Below are 21,580 nucleotides of genomic sequence, written 5' to 3' on the forward strand. Positions count from 1 at the left end.
CAAAACTGGCTTAGCCAGCCGCAAAACCTCCGCCATTAAAACTCTGCTGTAACCCCCAACATATAAGTGCGGCCGCTATAGGTGCTGTTATAGGCTCTGTCGCTGGAATCGCTATACAACTCTTCGCGCAAATTAGTCAGGTTAAGCGCTTCAATATTTAGCTTTATATAGTCGTTTAAGCGGTAAAACGCTGAGAAATCGATATTAGTGCTGGCGTGATAACCACGCTCGTCATCATCAATAGAGCCACTTTCTACCGCCACGATATAACGGCTGCGATAGGCGCTGGTTAGCCGAGCGCCCCAGCGTGGCGTATCATAGTGCAGCGCCAGGTTGTAGCTGTGTCGGGATAAACCGGTAAAGGCTTTACGCTGATCTTCGCCGGAGTTTTGCACATTACGGTACAGCGTATTACCGTCAGCCCAGGTGTAATTTAATGCTATACCAAACTGGTTAAACGGCGCTGGCAGAAAATCCAGCCTACGCTGCAGTGCCAGTTCAACGCCTTTAATTGACGAGGGGCCGCCGTTTTGCGGCGAAGATAAATTAAACACATCATTCAGCGTTTTGCCCTCTGGCAACAGGCTGGCAGGCAAACCCAGTTCGCGGTAGATAACCGGCCGGGTTTCGATGGCAATAAAGTGCTCAATATCTTTATAAAACAGCGCGGCAGAAAATAGCCCGCCATCAGCAAAATACCATTCCAGCGCGGTATCCAGGTTATTGGCGCTAAACGGCTTTAGCTGCGGGTTGCCGGTGTTAATTTGGCCAATATCATTTTCGCCGAGCGAAGTTTGGGTGACATTGGTAAACAGTGCTAAATCACTTAACGACGGCCGGGTGATATTTTTACTCAGGCCTAAGCGCCATAGCACGTCGTCGGCAACTTCATAGGATATATCCAACCCTGGCAGGTAACCGGAGTAATGGCGCACTACGTTGGCCGGCCCGGTGCTGCTGGCCGGGCTGCTGTTAGCCAAACTCTGCGGTGGCGTTTGGCTGGTAAGCTGGGTATGAAAATAGCGCAGGCCCAGGCTGGCCCGCAGCGGTGCCCCGGCCACAGCAAATTCTTGCTGGTACTGCAGGTAGCTGGCATTGGTTTGTTCGGTTAACCGGTACACCGAACTGGCAAGAGTATCGGCGCAGGTTAAAGCAAACCTGCTCAGGCCATAAAACGCCTGCAGTGCGGCAATATCGCCCTGTAGCCAGTTTTGGTCAGGGTGGCCGCTATACAACTGCACCTGATCGGCCTTCAGGCTAACCATGCCCTGGTTTAGCGGTGTAGCACTGCTGTGCGGAAAGCCGCTGGCCTCTTGCTGAAAACCGGAATTGCTAAAGGTTTTATAGTGCAAACCAAAGGTGAGTGCGCGGTTGTCGCTAAGCTGCCAGGTAAAATCCAGCCTGGCGTTGTCAAAATCGGAATAAGTATAGTTAGACTGAAAAAACAAGTCCCTTACGGTGTAGCCCGCCAGTGCCGTAACATCAAAATTGCTGGAATAGCTGCGGCCATAAAAGGCGTCCTGAGTAAAATCTGTGACGATATCAGCTTGTTGTTTTGCCTCAATATTCAGTTTGCTTAGCAGCGGCTGGCGATAATCGGATGAACTGTGCCCCAGCATAGCGCGTAATTGCAAATTGTTGCTTAACGCCCAGTCAGCCGCCAGGCTGATTTGGCTAAACACCGACTCGTTATAGTCTTGCCGGTTTTCATTGCGCCAGCTGGCATTTTTATAGCGGGCATACAGCACTTGTTTATCGCCCGTACCATCACCGTTGCTGTCGCGCCAGATTAAATCCTGCACCAGATTATTATCTTTTACTGCATGGTGATGCTCAGACAGCTGGTTTTCCAGCCTGCCGTGCATTACATCCAATAACAGACTTAACTGCGCTAAGGGCTGATATTGCAACGCTGCCGTTATACCGAAACGCTGTTGCTGATTTTCCCACACCGACAAGCGCTGGCCGCGCGGGAACCATAAATCGCCGGAATCTAACAGGCTTTGTAACGCGCTATTGTTAGGGTCTGCCGCCTGTTTGCCACTTTCACGGCGCCAGCGTGTAGTATTACTGCCATATTCGTTAGTGGCACGGCTGCTATAAGTTAGCGAAATAAGCGCGCCTATATCAGACCAGCGTTTTGACAACAACGCAGAAAAGCGCGGATCAACACTGCTTAAGTTGCTACTGGCGTTGCTGTTACTGCCAAACTGGGCAGAAATGCTGGCTTTGTCGGCAGCATAATCAAAGGGTTTGGCGGTGCGTAAGTTTACCGTACCGGCAATACCACCTTCTTCCTGCTCAGCAGAGTAGGATTTTTTTACATCAATCTGGTTAAACAGCTCGGCAGCAAAAATATTAAAGTCAAAAGCGCGGCTACGCGACAGTGCGCCGCGCGCATCCATCGGTGACGATGAGGTGCCTAATGTTTCCATACCATTTATCTGCACCCGGGTAAAATCAGGGCCTAAACCGCGCAGCGAAATCTGCCGCCCCTCACCCCACTCGCGGGTAATACTAATGCCCGGCACCCGCGATATCGCATTGGCAACATTCAGAGCCGGAAAGTCGGTAATGTCCTCCGCTACCAGCGAGTCTTGCGCAATCATGGCCTGGCGCTTTAATACTTGAGCAGTTGGCGGTGCCGCAGCAGCACTGTTATGGCGGTGCACACCGCCATTAGCCCGCACGGCTATAACTTCCATCGCCGGTGCAATGGCTTTGACTGCAGTATCTGGCTTAGCCTGGGGCACAACGGGCTTTACGGTTACCACTTTGGCTTTAATTAACCAGCCGGATGCCTGAGGTATAGCTTCCAGCGGCTGCTGCGCTAACAGTTGCTGTAGTACTTCGTCAGCGGTAAATTCCCCCGCCACCGCAGGTGCCTGTAAGCCGGCAAGTTGGGCCGGGTTATACAACAAGGGTTTATTTATCTGGCGGGCAAATTGCAATAATGCCGCCGACAACGGTTGTGCCGCCAGAGCATAACGCTGGCGGTCAGCTGCCTTTTGCTGCGCTTCAGGATTATGCTGCGCTGCGGGCCATACAGCAAAGCTAAATAACAGTAATAAAACTAAGTAAAACACAGGCTGCACTGGCACAAGCCCGGCCATACTACTGCGGTGACGGGTGCGGTGACCGGCTAAGCCGGATACCGCCGCTGTATTGTTGCAACGTCAGGCCATAGGCTTCTGCTAGTGCCTGTACCGTTTGCTGCGTATTGGCCAGCTCAAAGCGGCCGGCTACTCTTAAACCAGCGACTTCAGCACTGGCGCTAACCGGCACCGGCGCAGAGCGGTTTAACCGGTGCAGCAAATAAGCTAAAGGTTCGTTTTCAATTTCGATCCAGCCCGAGCGCCAGTCAACCAATTGCTGCAGGTCGACTTTTTCTACCGCCGATAATCTATTCTGCCTGATACGCACCCGCTCACCAGCTTTAAGCAACTGCCGTGGGCCGGCGGCGGTGGCCTGCACCTGCACTGCCCCTTCGTACACGGTAATATCTATCAGATCCGGGTCACGGTCGATATTAAATTCAGTGCCTACCGCTACCACCGTTGCTTGATCCAGCCGCACTTCAAACGGCCGTCGTTTATCTTTGGCTACGGCAAAATAAGCTGCGCCCAATCCCTGCACTACCTGGCGTTTATCTGCACTAAACAATACCGTTAGCTGGCTGGCGGCGGCCATATCTACCACCGAGCCATCGCCCAACATCTGGTGCATGGTGCCGGCCTGCGCTGTTTTTAATTCATAAGGCGCAGCAGTATGGAACAAGCTGCCGTAGCCCAGATACAGCATCACTGCCAGCACAGCGCCGCATGCAACTGCAGTTAACGATACCGCCCGGGGAAATACAGCTGTGCCGGCTATATGAGCGCGCGATAATGAAAGCCACCAGCGTTTTAACGGGTGTAGCTGATAAGCGGCCAATGCTTTAGTTAACGCCGGATCCTGCCAGGTTTGCAACATCGACAATAATAACTCGCGGTGGCGCGGATCGGCATCCAGCCAATGGCTGAACCGCCTTTTGCTCAGGCTGTCCAGCTCACCGGCGGCGAGCTTTTCTACCCAGGCGGCAGCCTGTAAATACAGATCCTGTTCTGTTTGTTCTGCTGTACTCAAAGTGCTGTACTCAAAATCCGGTATAAAAATGCTGTAATCAACGTATTGTAATAAAACTAGCGCTCACTTAACGGCTTTATTTACCCGGCACTAATGTTACCCCGCGCGTTGCTGATCAATTTGACGCTGAATATCTGCCAGAGCACGACTTACATGTTTCGATACCGCTTCTTCACTGATTTGCAGTAAAGTGGCAATGCAACTGCGGCTTTTGCCTTCCATACGGTATAACACAAAGACCTGGCGCCGCAGTGCAGGCATAGCTGCCAGCGCCTGACTAAACAGAGCAACAGTTTGCTGCATACTGGCCATTTCTTCCGGATTGGCACTTTGACAGGCAAGCTCGTCTGGTTGTTCTGCCGGCAGCGGTTTTAGCCGCATCAGCATATGGCGGGCCACGGTAAAGGCATATGCCAGCGGGTTGAGCACAGGTTTTTGCCGTGCTTGCTCCAGCACTCTGGCGATAGACTCCTGAAAAATATCAGCCGCATCAGCACTACTGGCATTTTTTTCCAGGTAACGTGCCAGTGACGCGGCATTTTTCAGCGCCTGGTGCAGCTCTGGCTCTGACTGATTTACGCTAGACACTGATTCCCTAAACATAATGCCCGCTCTGTTATTGCATCGCCACACAATAACGCACAGATATGACACTATGTTGACAACGATGTCAGGTAGATAGCGCTATAATGAGCCGGCCAGTTTATGCCAGCTGGCTTAGCGCTATTTATTAAGATCCAACACTGTAGCGCGGTTAAGATCCAGCAACTGGCCGTTTAGCAGCGCCAGTTGCACGCCTTGTTCATTACGCAGTAAAAATGTAGCCAGGCGGTGGCGCTGTGGTGTTGCTGTGCTTAACCCTTTGGGGTTTATCACTACCGGAAAATCAGAGTTATTAATCAGCAGTTTGGCATCACCGCTAAAGTGGCTGTAGCCCTGACGCAGCAGCGCAATATAAGCCGCGTTATCCAGCGTTAAGGCTTTGCTAAGCGCATAGGCTTTAGGCGCCTGATACTGCAGGCCGCTGGCATCAAACTGCTGGTAAGCACCATAAATAGATAAATCACCGATATCGCGTACCCGGCCCTGGCCACCTGCAGAGCTATCCAGCTCTAACGCCAGATCTATCTGAGCATTATTGCCATTAACGCTGATACCCAGATTATTAATCAGCACATCTTTAATACCGCCATCACGGTTAAACGGAATGGCCTGATATGCACTTAGCGGCTGTTGCTGATAAGCACCGCTGCCGATACTTTCAATACTCATTACCAGCAACTGGGCATTAAGTTTACGCGCTACCTGACGGTTGTCGTCGCGCGGATGGCCGCCGGATTCAATCAGTACGGTGCTGATACCCATACCGGCAAAGGTGTCGCCAAAAGAGCGCCAGGAAAAAGTATCGTTGTATTTAGCCAGATAGCCCGGCAGCTCACTCTCCAGCAAATCACGCATATCGCCAATTAGCTGCATAGCTTTTTTACGGGCCTCGTCTATATCTTTTGCTTCATTAAATGCCGGCGCCAGTAAAGAGATTGTCGCCTGCTTATTGGTATCGCCTACAGCATAAAAGCGGTTTTGATCATGCAGGTTAAGGCCAAAATCCGGTTTAAACTCTTTGGCAGCCTGCATTAGCAAACGGCCTTCCGGGCTTTGTAACGCTTTGGCATCGCGGTTAATATCGATGCCCATGCTGTTAAAACGGGAACCGGCAGCGGCACCATCGGGGTTTACCATCGGTATCAGCCGGATACTGACTTTACTTAACCAATTGTCACGCCAGTTTTTTTGCCGCTCTGCAGCAATAAAATTCAGTAAATCCATCAGCGCCGCCGTAGCGGTAGATTCATTGCCGTGCATTTGTGACCAGGCCAGAATTTTTACCGGGCCGCTGCCAATGTCTATTTGCCAGATTGGTGTACCCAGCGCCGATAGCCCCAACTGCGTAAAACGGAATAACGGGTTTTGCTGATGCTGCAACAGCAGCGGCGCGATATCGTCATAGTCCAGTTGCGGCTTATCCAGAGCACTTTGTTTAATGTCGTTATATTGCTGTGGGGATAAACTATTCATTGTCATTGCCTGTACCGCCATGGTTAAACTGAATACGCTGGCCACAAACCCGCCAGCCAAAAGTTTATGAAGAGCACCTTGCATGTTACACCTCTGCTTAACTGCCTGAGCTTGCTAGCATCTCGCACTTTTGTTAACAATTGCAAGTTAATAGCCAACCAGCAAACCGCTGAATAGCACCTACTGTCGCAATCGGCTGCAATGCCCGCTTTATCGCAAAAGCCACGGCAAAGCTTGCGACACTCTGACACAACCGGTATAAATTATTCAGCAGCAAAGCAAAACAAAATAATAATAACAGGAGGCCATTTTGGCTGATTGGTTAACCTTGGTTCCGGCGCTGGTCGCCATTGTCATTGTACTGTGGCGCAAAGAAGTAATACTGGCCCTGCTGTTATCATTATGCAGCGCTGAATTACTTATTTTTTTGCAAGCCAGCCAGGGCGCAGGGCCTGGCCTGTTGCTGGATGGCGGCATTCAGACACTGGAGCGCATTGTTGCAGTAACCAAAGACAGCGATAACGCCCGTATTTTAATGTTCTCTCTGCTGGTAGGCGGCCTGCTGGCCTATATGCGTGACTCGGGCGGGGTGTCGGCTACGGTAAAAATGCTGGTAGAAAAAGGTGTGGCAAAAACCCCGCGTCAGGCTGGCCTGCTGACCTTTTTTATCAGCTCTGTCACTTTTATTGAATCTAACCTCAGCTCACTTACCGCCGGTATCAGCTCACGCGGCTTATTCGACAAGTTTAAAATGAGCCGCGCCCGGCTGGCCTATATTATCGACAGTACCAGCGCCCCCATTTGTATTATTATTCTGCTTAACGGCTGGGGGGCTTATATTCTGGGCCTGCTTAGCAACTATTCACTGGGCGATAACGCGGTAAGCGTACTGATTGGCACTATACCGCTGAATTTTTATGCGCTGTTTACGCTGGCAGTAGTGCTGTATACCATACTTACCGGTAAGGTTTATGGCCCTATGCGTAAGTCAGAGCAAGAATTACATACGCTGTCAGCCCATACCGAAATTGATGTAAAACCCAGCCATCCGTCTTTTATGCTGGTGCCGCTACTCACGCTGGTCGCCTCAATGCTGGGCTTTATGCTGATGACCGGCAACGGCAGGCTGGTATCGGGTTCGGGCTCACAATCGGTACTGTATGCCACCACACTGGCGTGTTTAGTGGCGTATTGCATGATGTTATTTAGCAAACGTTTTAAGCATCAGCAACTGGTTGATATCGGCTTTAAAGGCATGAGTGAACTGCTGCCACTGGTTACCATAGTGCTGTTATCGCTGGCGCTGGGCAGTAGTTTAAAGCTGCTGGGCACCGGTACTTTTATTGCATCTATCGTTAATGACAGCCTGCCACTGGTTCTGATCCCATGCCTGCTATTTTTAGCGGGCGGCTTAATTTCGTTTACCACCGGCACCAGTTGGGGCACCTTTGCTATTTTGATCCCCATCGGCATGCCGATGGTAGAACTGCTCGGCCTGCCGCCATCTTTGGTACTGGCGGCAATACTCAGCGGTGGTGTGTTTGGCGATCACTGCTCGCCGATATCAGACAGCACAGCAGTAAGTTCAGTTGCCTCGGGTTGTGATTTACTCGAACACGTTAAAACCCAGCTGCCTTATGCCCTGTTCTGCGGCGCACTGGCGCTGCTGGCATTCTTACTGGCCGGAGTGATAATGATATGAAGACACTAATGCCTATGGCATTGCTATTAACCGGTTGCGCAGCGGTAGAACCACACACCGGTGTACCGGCTGACTTTGTCGATATTGCTACTTTAGTGCCACAGGCACAGGTGCGTATGGCCTACCTGGGTACAGAGAATTTTGTTGGCAGCAAAGTAGACGGTTATCAGGCTAACAAATGCTATTTGCAACAAAATGCGGCTCAGGCGCTGGTACAGGTGCAGCAAGCCGCCGCAGCCCAGGGTTATACACTGTGGATATTTGACTGCTACCGGCCACAACGGGCGGTAAACCATTTTATGCGCTGGGCCAGCGATTTAAGCGACACCCGTACCAAAGCGCAGTACTACCCTAATCTGGGCAAAGATAAACTGGTGGGCGAATATATTGCCGAAAAATCCGGCCACAGCCGCGGCAGCACGATAGATTTAACCCTTGCAGCAAAAGATAACAGCGGCAACTGGCGGCCAATTGATATGGGCTCACCCTTTGATATGTTTGATCCTATATCCAATGTTGGCGCCCCCGGCATCAGCGCTGAACAACAGGCTAACCGGCAGTTACTGGAAAACCTGATGCACGACGCCGGTTTTAAGGTATACAACATGGAATGGTGGCACTTTACCCACCAGCCACCGGTATATACCGAGCAGTACTTTGATTTTGTAGTGAAGTAACAGCCAACGCTGCCTTTAAAATAAAGCCACCTGCGGGTGGCTTTATTGTCTCAGAGGCATAGCTACTATGAATGACTGCGAATACGGAACACCATCGCATAAAGCAGTGGCACCGCCACCAGCGTCAGTATGGTTGCAAACGCCAGGCCGCCCATGATGGTAACAGCCATACTGTCAAAAAACGCGTCCCACAGCAGCGGCAGCATACCTAAAATAGTGGTGAGTGCTGCCAGAATTACCGGCCGGATCCGGCTCATGCTGGCCTGCACTATGGCCTGAATTTTGTCCGGCACTTGTTGTATTTGCAGGTCAATTTCATCTACCAGCACGATAGCATTTTTCATCAGCATTCCCGACAGGCTTAAAAAGCCCAGCAACGATGTAAAGCCAAACGGCAAACCCGACAACATTAAACCGGCCGTAACACCGCAAATAGACATCGGTACAATTAACCAGATCACTAACGGTTGCTTTAACGAGCCAAACAACAAAATACTGATAACCAGCATCACAATGAAGCTCAGTGGTAATTGCCCTGCCAACGATTCCTGCGCCTCGGCAGAGCTTTCATATTCACCACCCCAGCTTAGCTTATATCCTGTGGGCAGCGGCAGTTGCTCTATACGGGCCCGAACTTGCTTTAACGCCTGATCAGCGGTGACACCAGGGACCGGTTCAGCCTCGACTGTAAGAGTACGCACACGATTGCGGCGTTGGATCTTTGCCTCTTCGGTTTGGGTAATCAGGCCATCTATTACCTGGGTAATTGGAACATAGGTATTGTCTGCCGCGCTCCAGATCATCCGGTCATTTAAACGGTCTACATCAAAACGCTCGCTGGCAGGTGGCCGCACAACTATGGGGATCTGACGGTCGTTTTCACGATACACACCACTTTGTATGCCGCTGCTGGCAAATTGCAGAGCTTGCGCCAGATCAGTGCGGCTAACCCCGGCAACTCTGGCCCGCTCTTCATTGAAATCAGGCACTATCACCACCTCACGCTGGCGCCAGTTCTGCCTGATATCAGTAATATTACTGTTTTCACGCATAATGTTGGCAATTTGCTGGCCAAGCTGTCGCAGCACAGTTTCGTCGGCACCGGACACTCTGGCTTGCAACTTGGCACCAGAGCCAGGGCCAAACATTAATTGCTCAGTATAAATTTCGGCGTCTGGCAGTTGTGCCGGTAAATGTTGCCTTAAGCGCTGCATCAGCAGCGGAATATCATCACGCTGTTGTGTACGGATGATCATCTGGGCATAAGCCGCACTGGGCTGTTCCGGCGCATATGTCAGCATAAAACGGCTGGCACCGCCGCCAATAAAACTGCTTACCGACACCACCTCTGGTTGCTGCTGTACAAATTGTTCAATTTTCGCGATATCACGCGATGTCGCATTAATATCCGAGCCCTGCGGCAAATGGTAGTTTAAGTAGAAAATAGGTGTATTAGAGGCCGGAAAAAACACCTGCCTAAGCTGACCAAAGCCAATAACACTGCTGACAGTAAATGCCACCAGCAGGCTCAAGGTTAGCATCCGGTGTTTTAACGCCAGCCGGAGCAAGCTGGCATAACGCTGATAAAAACCTGCCGCATAAGGGTCAGCGTCAACATTAGCCGGATTAACTTTAAACAGATAGTGGCCAAATAGCGGAGTAACTGTAATGGCCAACACCCAACTTAACAACAGCGATATGCCGATCACTGCAAACAGCGAGAATAAAAACTCACCGGTGGCATCCGGTGACAAACCTATACCGGCAAAAGCCATAATACCAATCACAGTGGCACCTAACAGCGGAATTTGTGTCCGGCCAGCAGCCTCGCCGGCAGCCTGGCGTGAAGGCATACCACGCTGCATGTTGATCAGCATGGTTTCTGCTACAACAATAGCGTTATCTACCAGCATACCCATAGCAATGATTAGCGCACCAAGTGAGATCCGCTCCATTTCAATTTGCCACAGCCGCATAAAAAACACAGTACCCAGTACCGTGAGTAATAAGGTAACGCCAACGACAATACCAACCCGCCAACCCATTGCCACACATAACACTGCAATCACAATAACCACCGATAACAGCAGATTGACAATAAAATCATTAATCGACTGATCAACCACGATATGCTGCTGGTACACCGGATGCAGGGTAACACCAAGCGGGATCTGCTGCTGCAAACTGGCAAGATGTTTATCTACCGCATTGCCCACGTCAACAATATTGACGTCGCTCTGGCCTGCTACTGCCAGTGTAAATGCCGGCTTACCGTTAAAGCGGATCAACATTGATGGCGTTTCTGCTTTTTCACGGCTGACGTTAGCAACATCAAAGATACTTAATTGCTCAGTAGAGCCGGGGTTACCAATACGGACATTTTCAATCGCCTTTACTGAATCCAGGCCGGGCCGGCTCACCAACCGCACTCTCTTGTCATCAACCTGCAGCGAGCCTGCGGCTGTTACAGTATTTTCTGACTGCAGCGTGTCAACGATTGACTGCGGCGATAAGCCAAGGCCAAGCATACGCTGATGCGAAATTTCAACATAGATAGCTTCTTCCGGCTCACCGGCAGTTTGTACTTTCGCCACGCCGGGTACAGTGAGCATTTCGCGGCGTAAAAATGTCGCTAATTCCAATAGCTCCCGGTCGCTGTACCCCTCGGCCGTTACGGCATAAAAAATACCGAAAACATCGCCAAAATCATCATTCACTACAGATTGTTGCACACCAGACGGTAAACTTGCCTGAGCATCATTAACTTTGCGACGCAACTCATCCCAAATTTGCGGCATAGCATTACCGTCATATCTGTCTTGCATCTCGGCCCTGATTTCCGACATACCCGGCATCGATTTTGACGTAATCCGCTTTAACTGTGGTAACTGCTGGATAGCCGATTCCAGCTTTTCGGTTACCTCCGTTTCAACCTCAACTGCAGTAGCCCCGGGGTAAGCTGTGGTAATAATGGCTTCTTTTAAGGTAAAAGAGGGGTCTTCCAACCGGCCAATAGTGATTAACGCCCATAAGCCACCAAGCAGGCACAGCATGATCAGCAGCCAGGTATTTACCTGTTTCTCAATCGCATAACTGGCAATTCGCATAGTACTGCTCCTGCCTAGTAAGCGTTAAAGGGCCGCACAAGCTGGCCATTTTGCAAATGATAGATACCGGCAGAAACAACCTGCGCGCCCTGATTAAGGCCGCTCAAAATTTCAACCTGCTGCTCGCGCATTGTGCCTACCTGCACTGGTATGCGCTGCACCCGCTGGCTATCTGCATCATACCGCCAGACAAAAAACTGGTCTGGTGTAGATGTGTCCAGTGCAGAAACCGGAACAGACACCTTGCTCAGCGCTTGCTGCTTTTGCGTGACAACATTAACTGTCATGCCGGGCAATAAATTGACACCCGGCATCCGGGGCAAAGCAAAAGATACCTGATAAGTTTGTGTATAGGGATCCGCTTCAGTGGCATGCTCACGATATACCAGCGGATAACGCTCTGTGGCTTTGTCGGATAGGCGCACAGATACCTGATAATCGTTGCTGTCGCTCACCAGACGCATAATTTGCTCCGGCACATTAATATGTACCCGCAGCTCACTGACATTCTGTACCCGCAGCACTGCCGTACCGCCTGCAACAGTGGTATAGCGCTCAATCAGCCGACGGGTAACCAGAGCATCAAAAGGAGCATTAAGCCGGGTGTAATCTGTATTACGCTTGGCATTTTCCTGTGCCACTTTGGCTATGTCATAACTGGTTTGTAATTGGTCAAAATCAGACGGCGTTAAAATACCCTGCTCACGCAGCGGCTGGCCTCTGGCTAAATCACGTTTAGCTTGTTCTAACTGCACATTAGCCTGCTGTAATGCCAACTGATAATCGGTCGGGTCCAGTGCCGCCAATAACTCTCCGGCAGGCACTATCTGGCCTTGCTGCACGGCCAGTTCAGTTACACGGCCACCAACCTGGAATGCCAGATCAACAGTACTGACAGCATCAACCCGGCCAACAAAATGCCGGCTGTTTAGCTGCTCATCGCCATTGACAGTGTATAGCTTCACCGTAACAGGCGTTACCGACTGCGCTTCAGCTGGCGCTTCAGAGCAGGACGCTAACATCAACAGTATCGCCAAGCTTGGCAGTAAATACCTGATAGACATAGGTTTCATTTTATCAGCTCCTGTGCGCGGCTAAGCATATAGTGATCTAAATTGGCTTTTTGCTCGCTACTGAACGGGGATATGTGCAGTAACTCCTGAAAAATCATTGCCTCACTGGCTAATAGCAACATCAACGCTTCAGAATTGTCGCCACTGGCCTCAGCAATTTCATGCATAACTTTCCGGCCGATCTGCTGCACGGGCGCCAGTAAGGCCGGTTGCTCAGCTGCTGCTGCCAGTATCGCCATGGCAGTATTGCCTTTCACCTGAGAACTGAAATTAGCATGTGCCTTTATAACAGCAGTTAATACATTGTCTCCTTGCTGCATCAGTGCTAAGCGGCTTGTCTCTGTCTCATCTACCAGCTGTTGTATCATGGCGCTGATCAGCGCTTCTTTAGTAGGAAAGTGATATAGCAGCCCCCTTTACTCAGGCCGCTGACTTTGGCTACCGCATCAAGCGTTACCTTGCCGGCGCCTTGATCAGCGGCAACATTTAATGCAGCAGAGAGGATCTGCGTGGTAGTAATCTGCGATTTTTTGCTCAATTTACGTCTCCCAGGTCTGTTTATAGCGTTATGCCAATAAAAAAAACCGTCTGGTTGGTATAGAATACTGAAATTCTATACCGTCCAGTTGGTACAGTAAAGTTATAAAACCTGCAGTAATAAAAAATCGCGGTAAAGTAACCGATATAGGGAAAGATGCACAAAAAATAAGCCGCAATACGGCTGTATTGCTATGGGGATTTAACAGATATCGTGAAGTTCGGCTTAGCCTGAAACCCGCTGCCGCTGATACATTTGCATTGCCAGCTCGTCCTGCTGCTTTTGCTCGCGCCGTTGTTGTTGCAGTAACTGGCGCTGGCGGCGTTTTTCCAGTACCTGCTCTATCGCCAGATTATAGGCTGCCTGCTTGTTGCAGGCCTGTTGCTGCATGGTTGCTTCCTGTTGTGCCAGTAAACTGCGGTGTTGCTGCTGCTGCGCCATATCATGCATGATCACCTTTAAACCCGACAAATTCTGCAGGCTGAGGCTGCAGACCATCTGGCGGCTGGTTTCCATGCTGTCAATATGTTGTGCCAGCAGGCTGCTGCGCTGTTGCTCATATTCGGCCTGACGTTGCAGCTGGCTGTGCCGGCTGCGCATGATATCGAAGTTATCCTGTTGCGTTTGCAGATATTTTTTAAGCATGTTGCGCTACCAAAGTTGCCAGTTGTTGTTCGGTTTGGCTGAAATCAACCTGTTCATTTAAACCCTGACACAGGAACTGCTCTATCTTCGGATACAAGGCCACGGCGCGATCCAGCTCGCTGTCTTTCCCGGCCTGATAAGCCCCCAGCGGGATCAGTTCCTGTACCTGCTGATAACGGCTATATAAACGTTTTAAGCTGTAACAGCTTTTCAGCTGCTGCTCGGAAACAATATTCGGCATAACCCGGCTGATAGAAGCGCCAATATCTATCGCCGGATAATGGCCGCGCTCGGCCAGTTCGCGGCTTAGTACCACGTGGCCATCCAGAATAGCGCGGGCGGCATCGGCTATCGGATCTTGCTGGTCGTCACCTTCGGCCAGCACGGTGTAAATGGCTGTCATGCTACCACTGCTATCGCTGCTGTTACCGGCGCGCTCGACCAACTGGGTAAGTTTGCTAAACACCGACGGCGGATAGCCCCGGGTAGCCGGCGGCTCACCAACTGACAACGCAATTTCGCGCTGTGCCTGGGCATAGCGGGTTAATGAATCAACCAGTAACAATACATGCAAACCCTGATCGCGAAACCAGGCTGCCAAACGGTGCGCCAACTCGGCACTGCGCATCCGCAGCAACGGCGACTGATCTGCCGGTGCCGCCACAACAATGGCTTTTTTCATGCCTTCAGGGCCCAGGCTATGTTCAATAAAATCTTTTACTTCCCAGCCACGCTCACCTACTAAGCCAACGATCACCACATCAGCACTGGTAAAACGTGTCATCATGCCGAGCAATTTACTTTTACCCACACCAGAACCGGCAAATAAACCCAGCCGCTGGCCCTGGCCAACAGTAAATAAACCATTAATGGCTTTTATGCCGACATCCAGGGGCGCACTGACGCCCTTTTTCTGCATCGGGTTTACCGCCGCCAACTGGCTGCTGATATGCTCGCCTTTGGTTAAAGCCGGGCCACCGTCAAGCGGCTGCATCAGGCCATCAAGTACCCGCCCCAGCAAAGCCCGGCTTACAGTTAATGCTGCTGCGTTTAACTGTGGCTTTACTCTGGCACCGGTTGTCAGCGCACTGGCGTTGGTAAGCGGCATTAAAAACGCCTGCTCGCGGTCAAAACCGACTACTTCAGCTTCTACCCACTGGCCGTCCTGCATTTCTACCTGATAACGCTGCCCCAGCGTATACTGGCCACCGGCTACGGTAAGCACCATGCCGTTTACCCGTACCAGAGTACCAAAGCTCTGATATAAAGCGCCGGCATCCAGCTGGCTGCCAGCCTGTTGCAGGCGGTTAAGCAGGTTCATCAGTGCTCTCAAGCTGTTGCTTCAACTGCGGTAACATCTGGCTTAAACGCTGACGAAAATCGAGTAAATGCAGCTGAGACAGGCCAACAAATTCAGCGCTGCCCACTGCCAGCCGGGCGTCGGGTTGCAGGGTAATAGTGCCAAGGGCGGCAATATCCAGTTGCTGCCATAATGTAAAGTCTGCCGGGGCCAGCCGGATAGTATGGATCTGTTCATTCACCTGCAATAAAGCCAGTACGCTGGTTACTGCCTGCTGCAAGTGTGCAGGTTGCAGGCTAAGTTCAGCCTCAAGCGTGAGTGTGGCCAGTTGGCTGATCAGTTCAAATATGGCTTGTGCCAGTTGTTTTTCCTGCTGTTGCTGTTGTTGCTGCAATTGCAGTTGTAACTGTTGCAATTGCTGCTCAAACTGCTGGCGCAGTTGCTGTATCGCCTGTTGCTGGCGGGCATCAGCCTGTTGCAACGCCTGTTGCTCAGCTTGCTGTTGTGCCTGCTGGCGGCCTTGCTCTGCCCCTTGCAGCCGGCCTTCCTGCACGCCGCGCTCATAAGCTTGCTGCAGTTGCTGCTCGGGGCTTTGCCGGCTCAGATCGCGCTGTACACCGGGGAAACGATACAGATCGGCCATAGTTATCCCAGCGTTGCTTCTTCGTATAAGCGGTAATCTACTTCGCCTTTGGCCATCATCTGGCGGATCATGCGCATTATTTCTGCCCGGGCCGCTTCTACTTTAGTAACAGTCTGTGCTTTAGTACCTTCAATTTGCTGGCGGTAAACCTGCGCCAGCCGTTTTGGCAGGGCCGACATAATGCTGTCCAGCATGGCCGGCTCGCAGCCTTTTAATGCCACTACCCATAGCTCGTCCGGTATTTCGTTCAGTAAGTACGCCAGCACATCTTCGCTTTGGCGGGCCAGTGAGGCAAAGTCATACATTTTGTCCTGCACGGCTTCAGCGGTTTCAGCGTTATGCTGCTTTAGCAGTTCCATTACCTCAGCTTTATTGCCGTTGTAACGGTTCATAATTTCTGCCACTTTTTCCACGCCATTAACGCGGGCACCAACCTGTTCGCCAACAAATTCAATGCAGGCTTCCAGTGTATGGCGTAAATCATCCATTACGTGCTCACTGACTTCACGCAGGCTGGCAATACGAAACAGAATGTCGTCGTGCTTTTGTTTGGGAAACAGCGCGATAACGGCTGAGGCTTGCTCGGGCGGCAAAAATGCCAGCAACAATGCCTGCATTTGCACATGCTCCTGCTCTAAAAAGCGCGCCAGCAACTCAGGAGGTACCCATTCCAGCCGGCGTAAGTCATCCGCCAGTGCACCACCGTATATATCATCCAGCATGCCGCGCGCCAGCTTACGGCCAACGGCTTTATCCAGCGCCCGTTCCAGATACAACCTTGAAGCACCACTGACACCGCTTTCACTGCGGTAGCAGTCAAAAAAGTCGTTTAAAATTAACGCTACGTCGTCCTGCGTTATGTTGGTGATCTTCGCCATCCGCTCTGACAACGCCCGCACTTCATGCCGGCTAAGCTTTTTAATGATGCCAGCGGCATTTTCTTCGCCCATGCTTAGCAGCAGTATGGCCGCCCGATCTAAATCGGTAATAGTGCGGCTATGTTCAGACCTTAGTTGATTCAATGCTGACTCCTCGCTCTACCCAATATTTAATCACTGCGGTTACCCTGTCAGATTCTTTACTGGCCAAAAGCTGCATATGGCTGATTTGCTCGGCAAATTCAGAACCAATTTTAGGCAGGTTAATGGCGTTAAAACCCGGTTGTGGTATATCGCTCTGAGCGTTATCAGCGCTGCTATCTGCGGCATTTTTCACATTTGACTGCGCATTCAGTGCGGCCAGTGGTTCATCCGGCAAGGTGGCGTAAGCGTGGTTTGTTTCCGGCTCGCGCTGCTTTTTGCCCGTGATCAGATGGTTAACCAAAGGCCGCACACCGAACAGGATCAACGCCAGCGCGATTAAACTGCCAAATACATAGCGGGCATATTCTTTTACTTCAGGTAGCTGCCACCAGGGTAAACCTGCCTGCGGCTCAGTTGACAGCTCTGCGGCAACAAAGCCGAAACTGGTGATATTAAACTGATCGCCACGGTCGGCCTGAAAACCGGTTGCCGTTTTTACCATTTCACCCAGTTGTTGTAACTGAGGTTGCGTCCAGCCGGCATCGCCTGCAGCAGCTTCATTTACCAGCACCGACACGCTCATAGACTTTAACCGGCCCACTTCAAAGCGGGTGTGTGTTACTGCACGGCCATTATCAAACTGGCGGCTGCTTTCATTGCGCTCTGAGGTACGCTGGTTATTGTCTTCAGCCTGCTGATTGGCCGGTAATGGCGGTTGATTTGCCAGCGAGCCGGGAATGCCCATTGCCAGTTGATCAAGCATGGTATCGGTTTTTATTGATTCAGACCGCATGACCGAGGCTGGGTCTACCACTTCGCGGGTTTCTTCTACCACACTAAAATCGACATCTGACGATACCTGGATCCGGTAGTTGCCATCGCCCAGAATAGGCAGCAACATAATGGCGGCACGTTGCTCTATATTACGTTCCAGCTTTTGAATAAAAGCCAGCTTTTTGTCTGTTTCTTTGCCAATCGGGGCATCGTCGTACAACTCGCCGGTAAGCAATTTACCACGCTGATCTACCACCGATACTTTGCGTGGATCCAGCCCCGGCACACTGCCACTGATCAGGCTGACGATTGCTTCAACCTGAGTTGGTTTAAGCTCATAGCCCGGTGCCAAATCAACCATTACCGAAGCGGCAGATTTTTCTTCCTGACGGCCAACAAATAAATTGCGTTTAGGCACAGCCAGATGCACCCGGCTGTTGCGCACGCCATCCATAGTAATAATGGTACGGGCCAGTTCGCCTTCCAGTGCATGCTGGTATTGCATAGACTCCATAAACTGGCTGGTACCCATCGTTACTTTCTCGCCGATGGTTGACAACCCCTCTGGCATGGCGGCTTTAATACCGCGGGCAGCCAGCGTAATACGGGCATCTGCCAGGCGGTCCTGCGGCACCATAATATTGCCGGTGTCAGTATCAATCCGAAAGGCGACTTTTTCTTTGTCGAGCACTTCCAGAATACCGGCTTTATCATAATGTTCCTGATTACCATATAAAGGCACGTAGTTTTTAGCTGAAGTCCATAAAATCAGTACTATCGTCGCCGCCACCAGCGTTGCCAGCAAAGCGATAGAAGCTATGCTGCGATCGCCACCCGGTAACCAGTTAAACCTGTTGGACAAGTTAATGACTTTCTCGCGAAAGTTACCCTCAATATGCGCAGCGGGCATTTGTTTTATCACTTCGCCTTTCATTACATTGTCCTTACAGTGACATCCGCATTACATCATCAATGCCGCTCAGTACCTTGTTACGCGCCTGCAGCAGCATAGAGAAACTTAAACTGGCTTTCTGGCTGGCTATCATAGCGCCCACCACATCGTCAGACTGGCCGGTGTCTACTGCCGTCATCATATCCGCAGCGATATTCTGCTGCTGATTGATTGAGCGGATCACCTGTGAAAAGTCGCTGCCGATGCCGCTGTCATTATTAGCCGGTGCAACGCGCTCATTACTGGCAACCTGCTGTAACGCTGTCATCATATCCAGCAGTTGGCTCTGGCTGTTTATTGGTGAAATCATCATAAATTCCTTAAGAAGCTAATGCGTCTATATCGACACCATGCTCACGCATAGCAGCTAGTTTGTAGCGCAGGGCGCGGGTACTCACCCCCAGAGCCTGTGCCGTGCGGGTGCGGTGGCCATTAAATTTGTTCAGTACATCGAGAATGTAATCAAACTCGGCATTTTTCTTACTTTGCTTAAGCAAGCCGGCACAAATAGCAGCAGCCTGCGGGTGGCATTGCGGTAAGTTCAGATCGGCTATCTGCAGTTCGATGCCGCGCGCCATAACCAGGGCTCGCTGCATGACATTTTCCAGTTCGCGCACATTGCCCGGCCAGTTGTATTGCAACATTACGTCGGCCGCGCTGCGGCTTAAACGGTATTTGCCGTTACCGTATTTATTAATAAAAAACTCTGCCAGTGGCAAAATGTCATCACGCCGCTCGCGTAGTGCCGGCCAGCTTAGTGGTAAAACATCCAGCCGGTAGAATAAGTCTTCGCGAAATAGCCCCTGCTCTACCTGAGTGCGTAAATTTTTATTGCTGGCAGCAATAACGCGGATATCCAGCTTAATGCGGTTGTTACTGCCCAGACGTTCTAATTCCCGCTCTTGCAGTACACGTAATAGTTTGGCCTGCAAGGCCAGTGGTAACTCAGAAATTTCATCCAGCAAAATGCTGCCGCCGTTGGCGGCTTCAAATTTACCAATTTGCTGGCTGACAGCACCGGTAAAAGCGCCCTTGTTGTAACCAAACAACATGGCTTCAAGCATATGTTCCGGAATAGCCGCGCAATTAACGGCAATAAAAGGTTTACCGGCGCGGTCTGATGCCTGATGAATAAACTGTGCCAGCCGTTCTTTACCTGTGCCAGACTCGCCCAGTATCAATACACTGGCTTCAGTTTGCGCGGCCCGGTTTGCCAGCTGCAGGATCTGACGGCTGGCATGCGACACGGCTACTAAATCTTTCAGCCCCTTGCTCATGGCCGTAGCGTTACGGATTGAGGTTTTTAACTGCGAGGCAAAAAAAGGTTTAAGTAAATAATCAATAGCGCCGCTTTGTAAGGTATCAGACGCCAATTCGCTTTGGTCGTTATTTACCATACTGATAATTTGTGCAGCAGGTAGTTTGCGGTAAACCAGTGTTACCAGATCCGGCAGCGTCATTTGCGGTACACCACTGTCAATAAATACCAGCGCCGGCTGGTAGTCATGGCACAAACTGATTATCTCAGTCACGCAGTGGGTGTGTAATAAGCGGTACCCTTCTGCACTGATACATTGCTGTATCTCGGCATTGGGTTTTTGTTGATCAATCCATAATACATAAGGTGAATTCATGGTTAGTCAGATCCTGCTCAGGAAGTGGTTCGGATTAACCGGATAGACACCCGGCGATTAGATTGCTCAGCCTTACCCTGGCTGTGCAACAACGGATAACGGTTACCATGGGCGCGTACTTCCAGCATGCTGGCCTTTACCCCCAGTTCTATCAGTCGGGCAGCCACGTCATCGGCTCTTTCTTTTGACAGCTGCCGGTTAGCCAATGCTGTGCCAACGTCGTCGGTATGGCCATCAATCAGAATTTTCTTAACAGAAGGATCAAGTTGCAGATAGCGCGCCAGTTTTTGCAATACCGGCAATTGCGTACGGTCAACCACACGCTGGCCTGAAGCAAAAACAATGTCGGTGTCGCGGGCCTGCTGCCAGGACAGCGGCGACATTTTTGCCACACAACCACGAAACTGCTCTACTGCCTCGTGGCCACGCACGCTGGTAAGTAACAACTGTTGCTGCTGCCGGCCATTACCCAGCTCAAACTGTAGCCAGGCTCCGGCCTGCACTTGCTGAAATAACGGTAATGCGGCCTGTAAGAAGCTTACCCGGCTATCGTGATACAGCTCGGCTATATAAGGCTGGCTTTCCAACTGGATGACGTCAGGTTGCCAATCGGCACTGCGGGCGGCGACAGTGGCTTGCTCTAAAGCAGGGTAAGGCTGCGCCAGTTCAACATCAAGCTGCAGCGACTGGCCAGGTTCCAACGCAAAGCTTACCTGGCCCAGCCCGCTAACCCGCTGCTGCAAACGGCAATGAAAGGCGCTGCTGTCAAGCTGCCACTGCGCCTGCTCGGCTGGCTGGATCAGCACAGTGCCCGCAATGGCAGTGCCAATTGCAGAGGTGCTGAACCACAAGCTAAGAGAAAACAAAGACACATTGATACCCTTTTATTTAACCGCAACCTGTATCGCAACGCGATACGCCACTGGCTTAAGAAAATAAAAGGAAAACTGCATAGAAAGCGCCCGGCACTGACACGGGCAGCCGCGCAGGCAGAGACACATCACGAGGATGTCGCCAAGCTAATGCAACCCCGCTATCGTAACGTTGTTAAACGCCGTAGACCGGTGGCTTTGCGTCCTGCCCTTTCGGTGCAGTTTGCCTTTTAATTGTCTTAACTGGCTCATAAAACGTAAAACGATTTATGAACCCAAACTGAATAATATAAAAGATATCTAAATTACCACTCTCTGGCAAGTCAAACTTTAAAAAGATCTTTCATGATCTTAAAGATCATATGGTTAAAACTACATATTGTTACATATTCAGCCAGTTTTTTGCGGCAACAGCTCAGACCAGATCTTGTTTAAAACTG

The 21,580-nt window shown here is 50.9% G+C and carries 18 protein-coding genes and 1 riboswitch; of the genes, 2 read left to right on the forward strand and 16 right to left on the reverse strand.

Going from position 1 to position 21,580, the window contains the following annotated elements; genetic code table 11:
- Window positions 1-35 precede the first annotated feature (35 nt).
- The 4 genes from J3B89_RS03740 to J3B89_RS03755 all read right to left on the reverse strand — a co-directional run bounded on the left by J3B89_RS03740 (window position 36) and on the right by J3B89_RS03755 (window position 6,201).
- Entirely contained in the window at window positions 36-3,086 is a 3,051-nt protein-coding gene (locus J3B89_RS03740; protein ID WP_349814183.1) for a TonB-dependent receptor, read from the reverse strand.
- A 28-nt stretch (window positions 3,087-3,114) separates the two neighbouring features.
- The gene (locus J3B89_RS03745) at window positions 3,115-4,125 is read right to left on the reverse strand and encodes a FecR family protein (RefSeq protein ID WP_215396149.1); all 1,011 of its coding nucleotides are present in this window, start codon (window positions 4,123-4,125) and stop codon (window positions 3,115-3,117) included.
- 96 nt (window positions 4,126-4,221) lie between these two features.
- On the reverse strand, window positions 4,222-4,728 hold the full coding sequence (locus J3B89_RS03750) for an RNA polymerase sigma factor (RefSeq protein ID WP_215396150.1): 507 nt from the start codon (window positions 4,726-4,728) through the stop codon (window positions 4,222-4,224).
- Between the two features lie 120 nt (window positions 4,729-4,848).
- Window positions 4,849-6,201, reverse strand: a complete 1,353-nt coding sequence (locus tag J3B89_RS03755; RefSeq protein WP_251372184.1) for a M14 family zinc carboxypeptidase — start codon at window positions 6,199-6,201, stop codon at window positions 4,849-4,851.
- Window positions 6,202-6,511: 310 nt separating this feature from the next.
- On the opposite strand from J3B89_RS03755, the gene J3B89_RS03760 reads away from it, so the two are divergent.
- Window positions 6,512-7,903, forward strand: a complete 1,392-nt coding sequence (locus J3B89_RS03760; protein WP_215396152.1) for a Na+/H+ antiporter NhaC family protein — start codon at window positions 6,512-6,514, stop codon at window positions 7,901-7,903.
- Window positions 7,900-8,580: a M15 family metallopeptidase gene (locus tag J3B89_RS03765; protein WP_251372185.1), complete on the forward strand. Its 681-nt coding sequence runs from the start codon at window positions 7,900-7,902 to the stop codon at window positions 8,578-8,580. The genes J3B89_RS03760 and J3B89_RS03765 overlap by 4 nt, the downstream gene beginning before the upstream one ends.
- Before the next feature lie 65 nt (window positions 8,581-8,645).
- Here the strand turns inward: J3B89_RS03765 and J3B89_RS03770 are convergent, their stop codons facing one another.
- The 12 genes from J3B89_RS03770 to J3B89_RS03825 form a co-directional block, all read right to left on the reverse strand.
- On the reverse strand, window positions 8,646-11,687 hold the full coding sequence (locus J3B89_RS03770) for an efflux RND transporter permease subunit (RefSeq protein WP_215396153.1): 3,042 nt from the start codon (window positions 11,685-11,687) through the stop codon (window positions 8,646-8,648).
- Window positions 11,688-11,701: 14 nt separating this feature from the next.
- Window positions 11,702-12,760: an efflux RND transporter periplasmic adaptor subunit gene (locus J3B89_RS03775; RefSeq protein ID WP_215396154.1), complete on the reverse strand. Its 1,059-nt coding sequence runs from the start codon at window positions 12,758-12,760 to the stop codon at window positions 11,702-11,704.
- Complete coding sequence (locus J3B89_RS03780; protein WP_215396155.1) at window positions 12,757-13,128, reverse strand: hypothetical protein; 372 nt, start codon at window positions 13,126-13,128, stop codon at window positions 12,757-12,759. The genes J3B89_RS03775 and J3B89_RS03780 overlap by 4 nt, the downstream gene beginning before the upstream one ends.
- 8 nt (window positions 13,129-13,136) lie before the next feature.
- Complete coding sequence (locus tag J3B89_RS03785; RefSeq protein WP_215396156.1) at window positions 13,137-13,298, reverse strand: TetR/AcrR family transcriptional regulator; 162 nt, start codon at window positions 13,296-13,298, stop codon at window positions 13,137-13,139.
- Window positions 13,299-13,523: 225 nt separating this feature from the next.
- A complete protein-coding gene (locus J3B89_RS03790; RefSeq protein ID WP_215396157.1) occupies window positions 13,524-13,943 on the reverse strand; it encodes a hypothetical protein in 420 nt (139 codons plus the stop codon).
- A complete protein-coding gene (locus J3B89_RS03795; RefSeq protein ID WP_215396158.1) occupies window positions 13,936-15,264 on the reverse strand; it encodes a FliI/YscN family ATPase in 1,329 nt (442 codons plus the stop codon). The genes J3B89_RS03790 and J3B89_RS03795 overlap by 8 nt, the downstream gene beginning before the upstream one ends.
- Window positions 15,251-15,886, reverse strand: a complete 636-nt coding sequence (locus J3B89_RS03800) for a FliH/SctL family protein (RefSeq protein WP_215396159.1) — start codon at window positions 15,884-15,886, stop codon at window positions 15,251-15,253. The genes J3B89_RS03795 and J3B89_RS03800 overlap by 14 nt, the downstream gene beginning before the upstream one ends.
- 2 nt (window positions 15,887-15,888) lie before the next feature.
- Window positions 15,889-16,908, reverse strand: coding sequence for a FliG C-terminal domain-containing protein (locus tag J3B89_RS03805; RefSeq protein WP_215396160.1), 1,020 nt, complete (start codon window positions 16,906-16,908; stop codon window positions 15,889-15,891).
- Window positions 16,889-18,616, reverse strand: a complete 1,728-nt coding sequence (gene fliF / locus J3B89_RS03810) for a flagellar basal-body MS-ring/collar protein FliF (RefSeq protein ID WP_215396161.1) — start codon at window positions 18,614-18,616, stop codon at window positions 16,889-16,891. Before fliF ends, J3B89_RS03805 begins: the two co-directional genes overlap by 20 nt.
- Before the next feature lie 10 nt (window positions 18,617-18,626).
- On the reverse strand, window positions 18,627-18,947 hold the full coding sequence (gene fliE / locus J3B89_RS03815; protein ID WP_215396162.1) for a flagellar hook-basal body complex protein FliE: 321 nt from the start codon (window positions 18,945-18,947) through the stop codon (window positions 18,627-18,629).
- Window positions 18,948-18,954: 7 nt separating this feature from the next.
- Entirely contained in the window at window positions 18,955-20,268 is a 1,314-nt protein-coding gene (locus J3B89_RS03820) for a sigma-54-dependent transcriptional regulator (RefSeq protein WP_215396163.1), read from the reverse strand.
- A 17-nt stretch (window positions 20,269-20,285) separates the two neighbouring features.
- Entirely contained in the window at window positions 20,286-21,140 is an 855-nt protein-coding gene (locus J3B89_RS03825) for a MotY family protein (protein WP_215396164.1), read from the reverse strand.
- Window positions 21,141-21,288: 148 nt separating this feature from the next.
- Window positions 21,289-21,378, reverse strand: a riboswitch (cyclic di-GMP riboswitch).
- Between the last annotated feature and the right edge of the window lie 202 nt (window positions 21,379-21,580).

The sequence above is a fragment of the Rheinheimera oceanensis genome (assembly GCF_018831085.1).
Taxonomy (GTDB): domain Bacteria; phylum Pseudomonadota; class Gammaproteobacteria; order Enterobacterales; family Alteromonadaceae; genus Alishewanella; species Alishewanella oceanensis.

Coding starts and splice junctions, on each gene's coding strand:
- J3B89_RS03750 (WP_215396150.1), bottom strand. CDS start 4,728: ATGTTTAGGGAATCAGTGTCTAGCGTAAATCAGTCAGAGCCAGAGCTG.
- J3B89_RS03795 (WP_215396158.1), bottom strand. CDS start 15,264: ATGAACCTGCTTAACCGCCTGCAACAGGCTGGCAGCCAGCTGGATGCC.
- J3B89_RS03820 (WP_215396163.1), bottom strand. CDS start 20,268: ATGAATTCACCTTATGTATTATGGATTGATCAACAAAAACCCAATGCC.
- J3B89_RS03775 (WP_215396154.1), bottom strand. CDS start 12,760: ATGAAACCTATGTCTATCAGGTATTTACTGCCAAGCTTGGCGATACTG.
- J3B89_RS03800 (WP_215396159.1), bottom strand. CDS start 15,886: ATGGCCGATCTGTATCGTTTCCCCGGTGTACAGCGCGATCTGAGCCGG.
- J3B89_RS03790 (WP_215396157.1), bottom strand. CDS start 13,943: ATGCTTAAAAAATATCTGCAAACGCAACAGGATAACTTCGATATCATG.
- J3B89_RS03780 (WP_215396155.1), bottom strand. CDS start 13,128: ATGATACAACAGCTGGTAGATGAGACAGAGACAAGCCGCTTAGCACTG.
- J3B89_RS03765 (WP_251372185.1), top strand. CDS start 7,900: ATGAAGACACTAATGCCTATGGCATTGCTATTAACCGGTTGCGCAGCG.
- fliE (WP_215396162.1), bottom strand. CDS start 18,947: ATGATGATTTCACCAATAAACAGCCAGAGCCAACTGCTGGATATGATG.
- fliF (WP_215396161.1), bottom strand. CDS start 18,616: ATGAAAGGCGAAGTGATAAAACAAATGCCCGCTGCGCATATTGAGGGT.
- J3B89_RS03770 (WP_215396153.1), bottom strand. CDS start 11,687: ATGCGAATTGCCAGTTATGCGATTGAGAAACAGGTAAATACCTGGCTG.
- J3B89_RS03755 (WP_251372184.1), bottom strand. CDS start 6,201: ATGAATAGTTTATCCCCACAGCAATATAACGACATTAAACAAAGTGCT.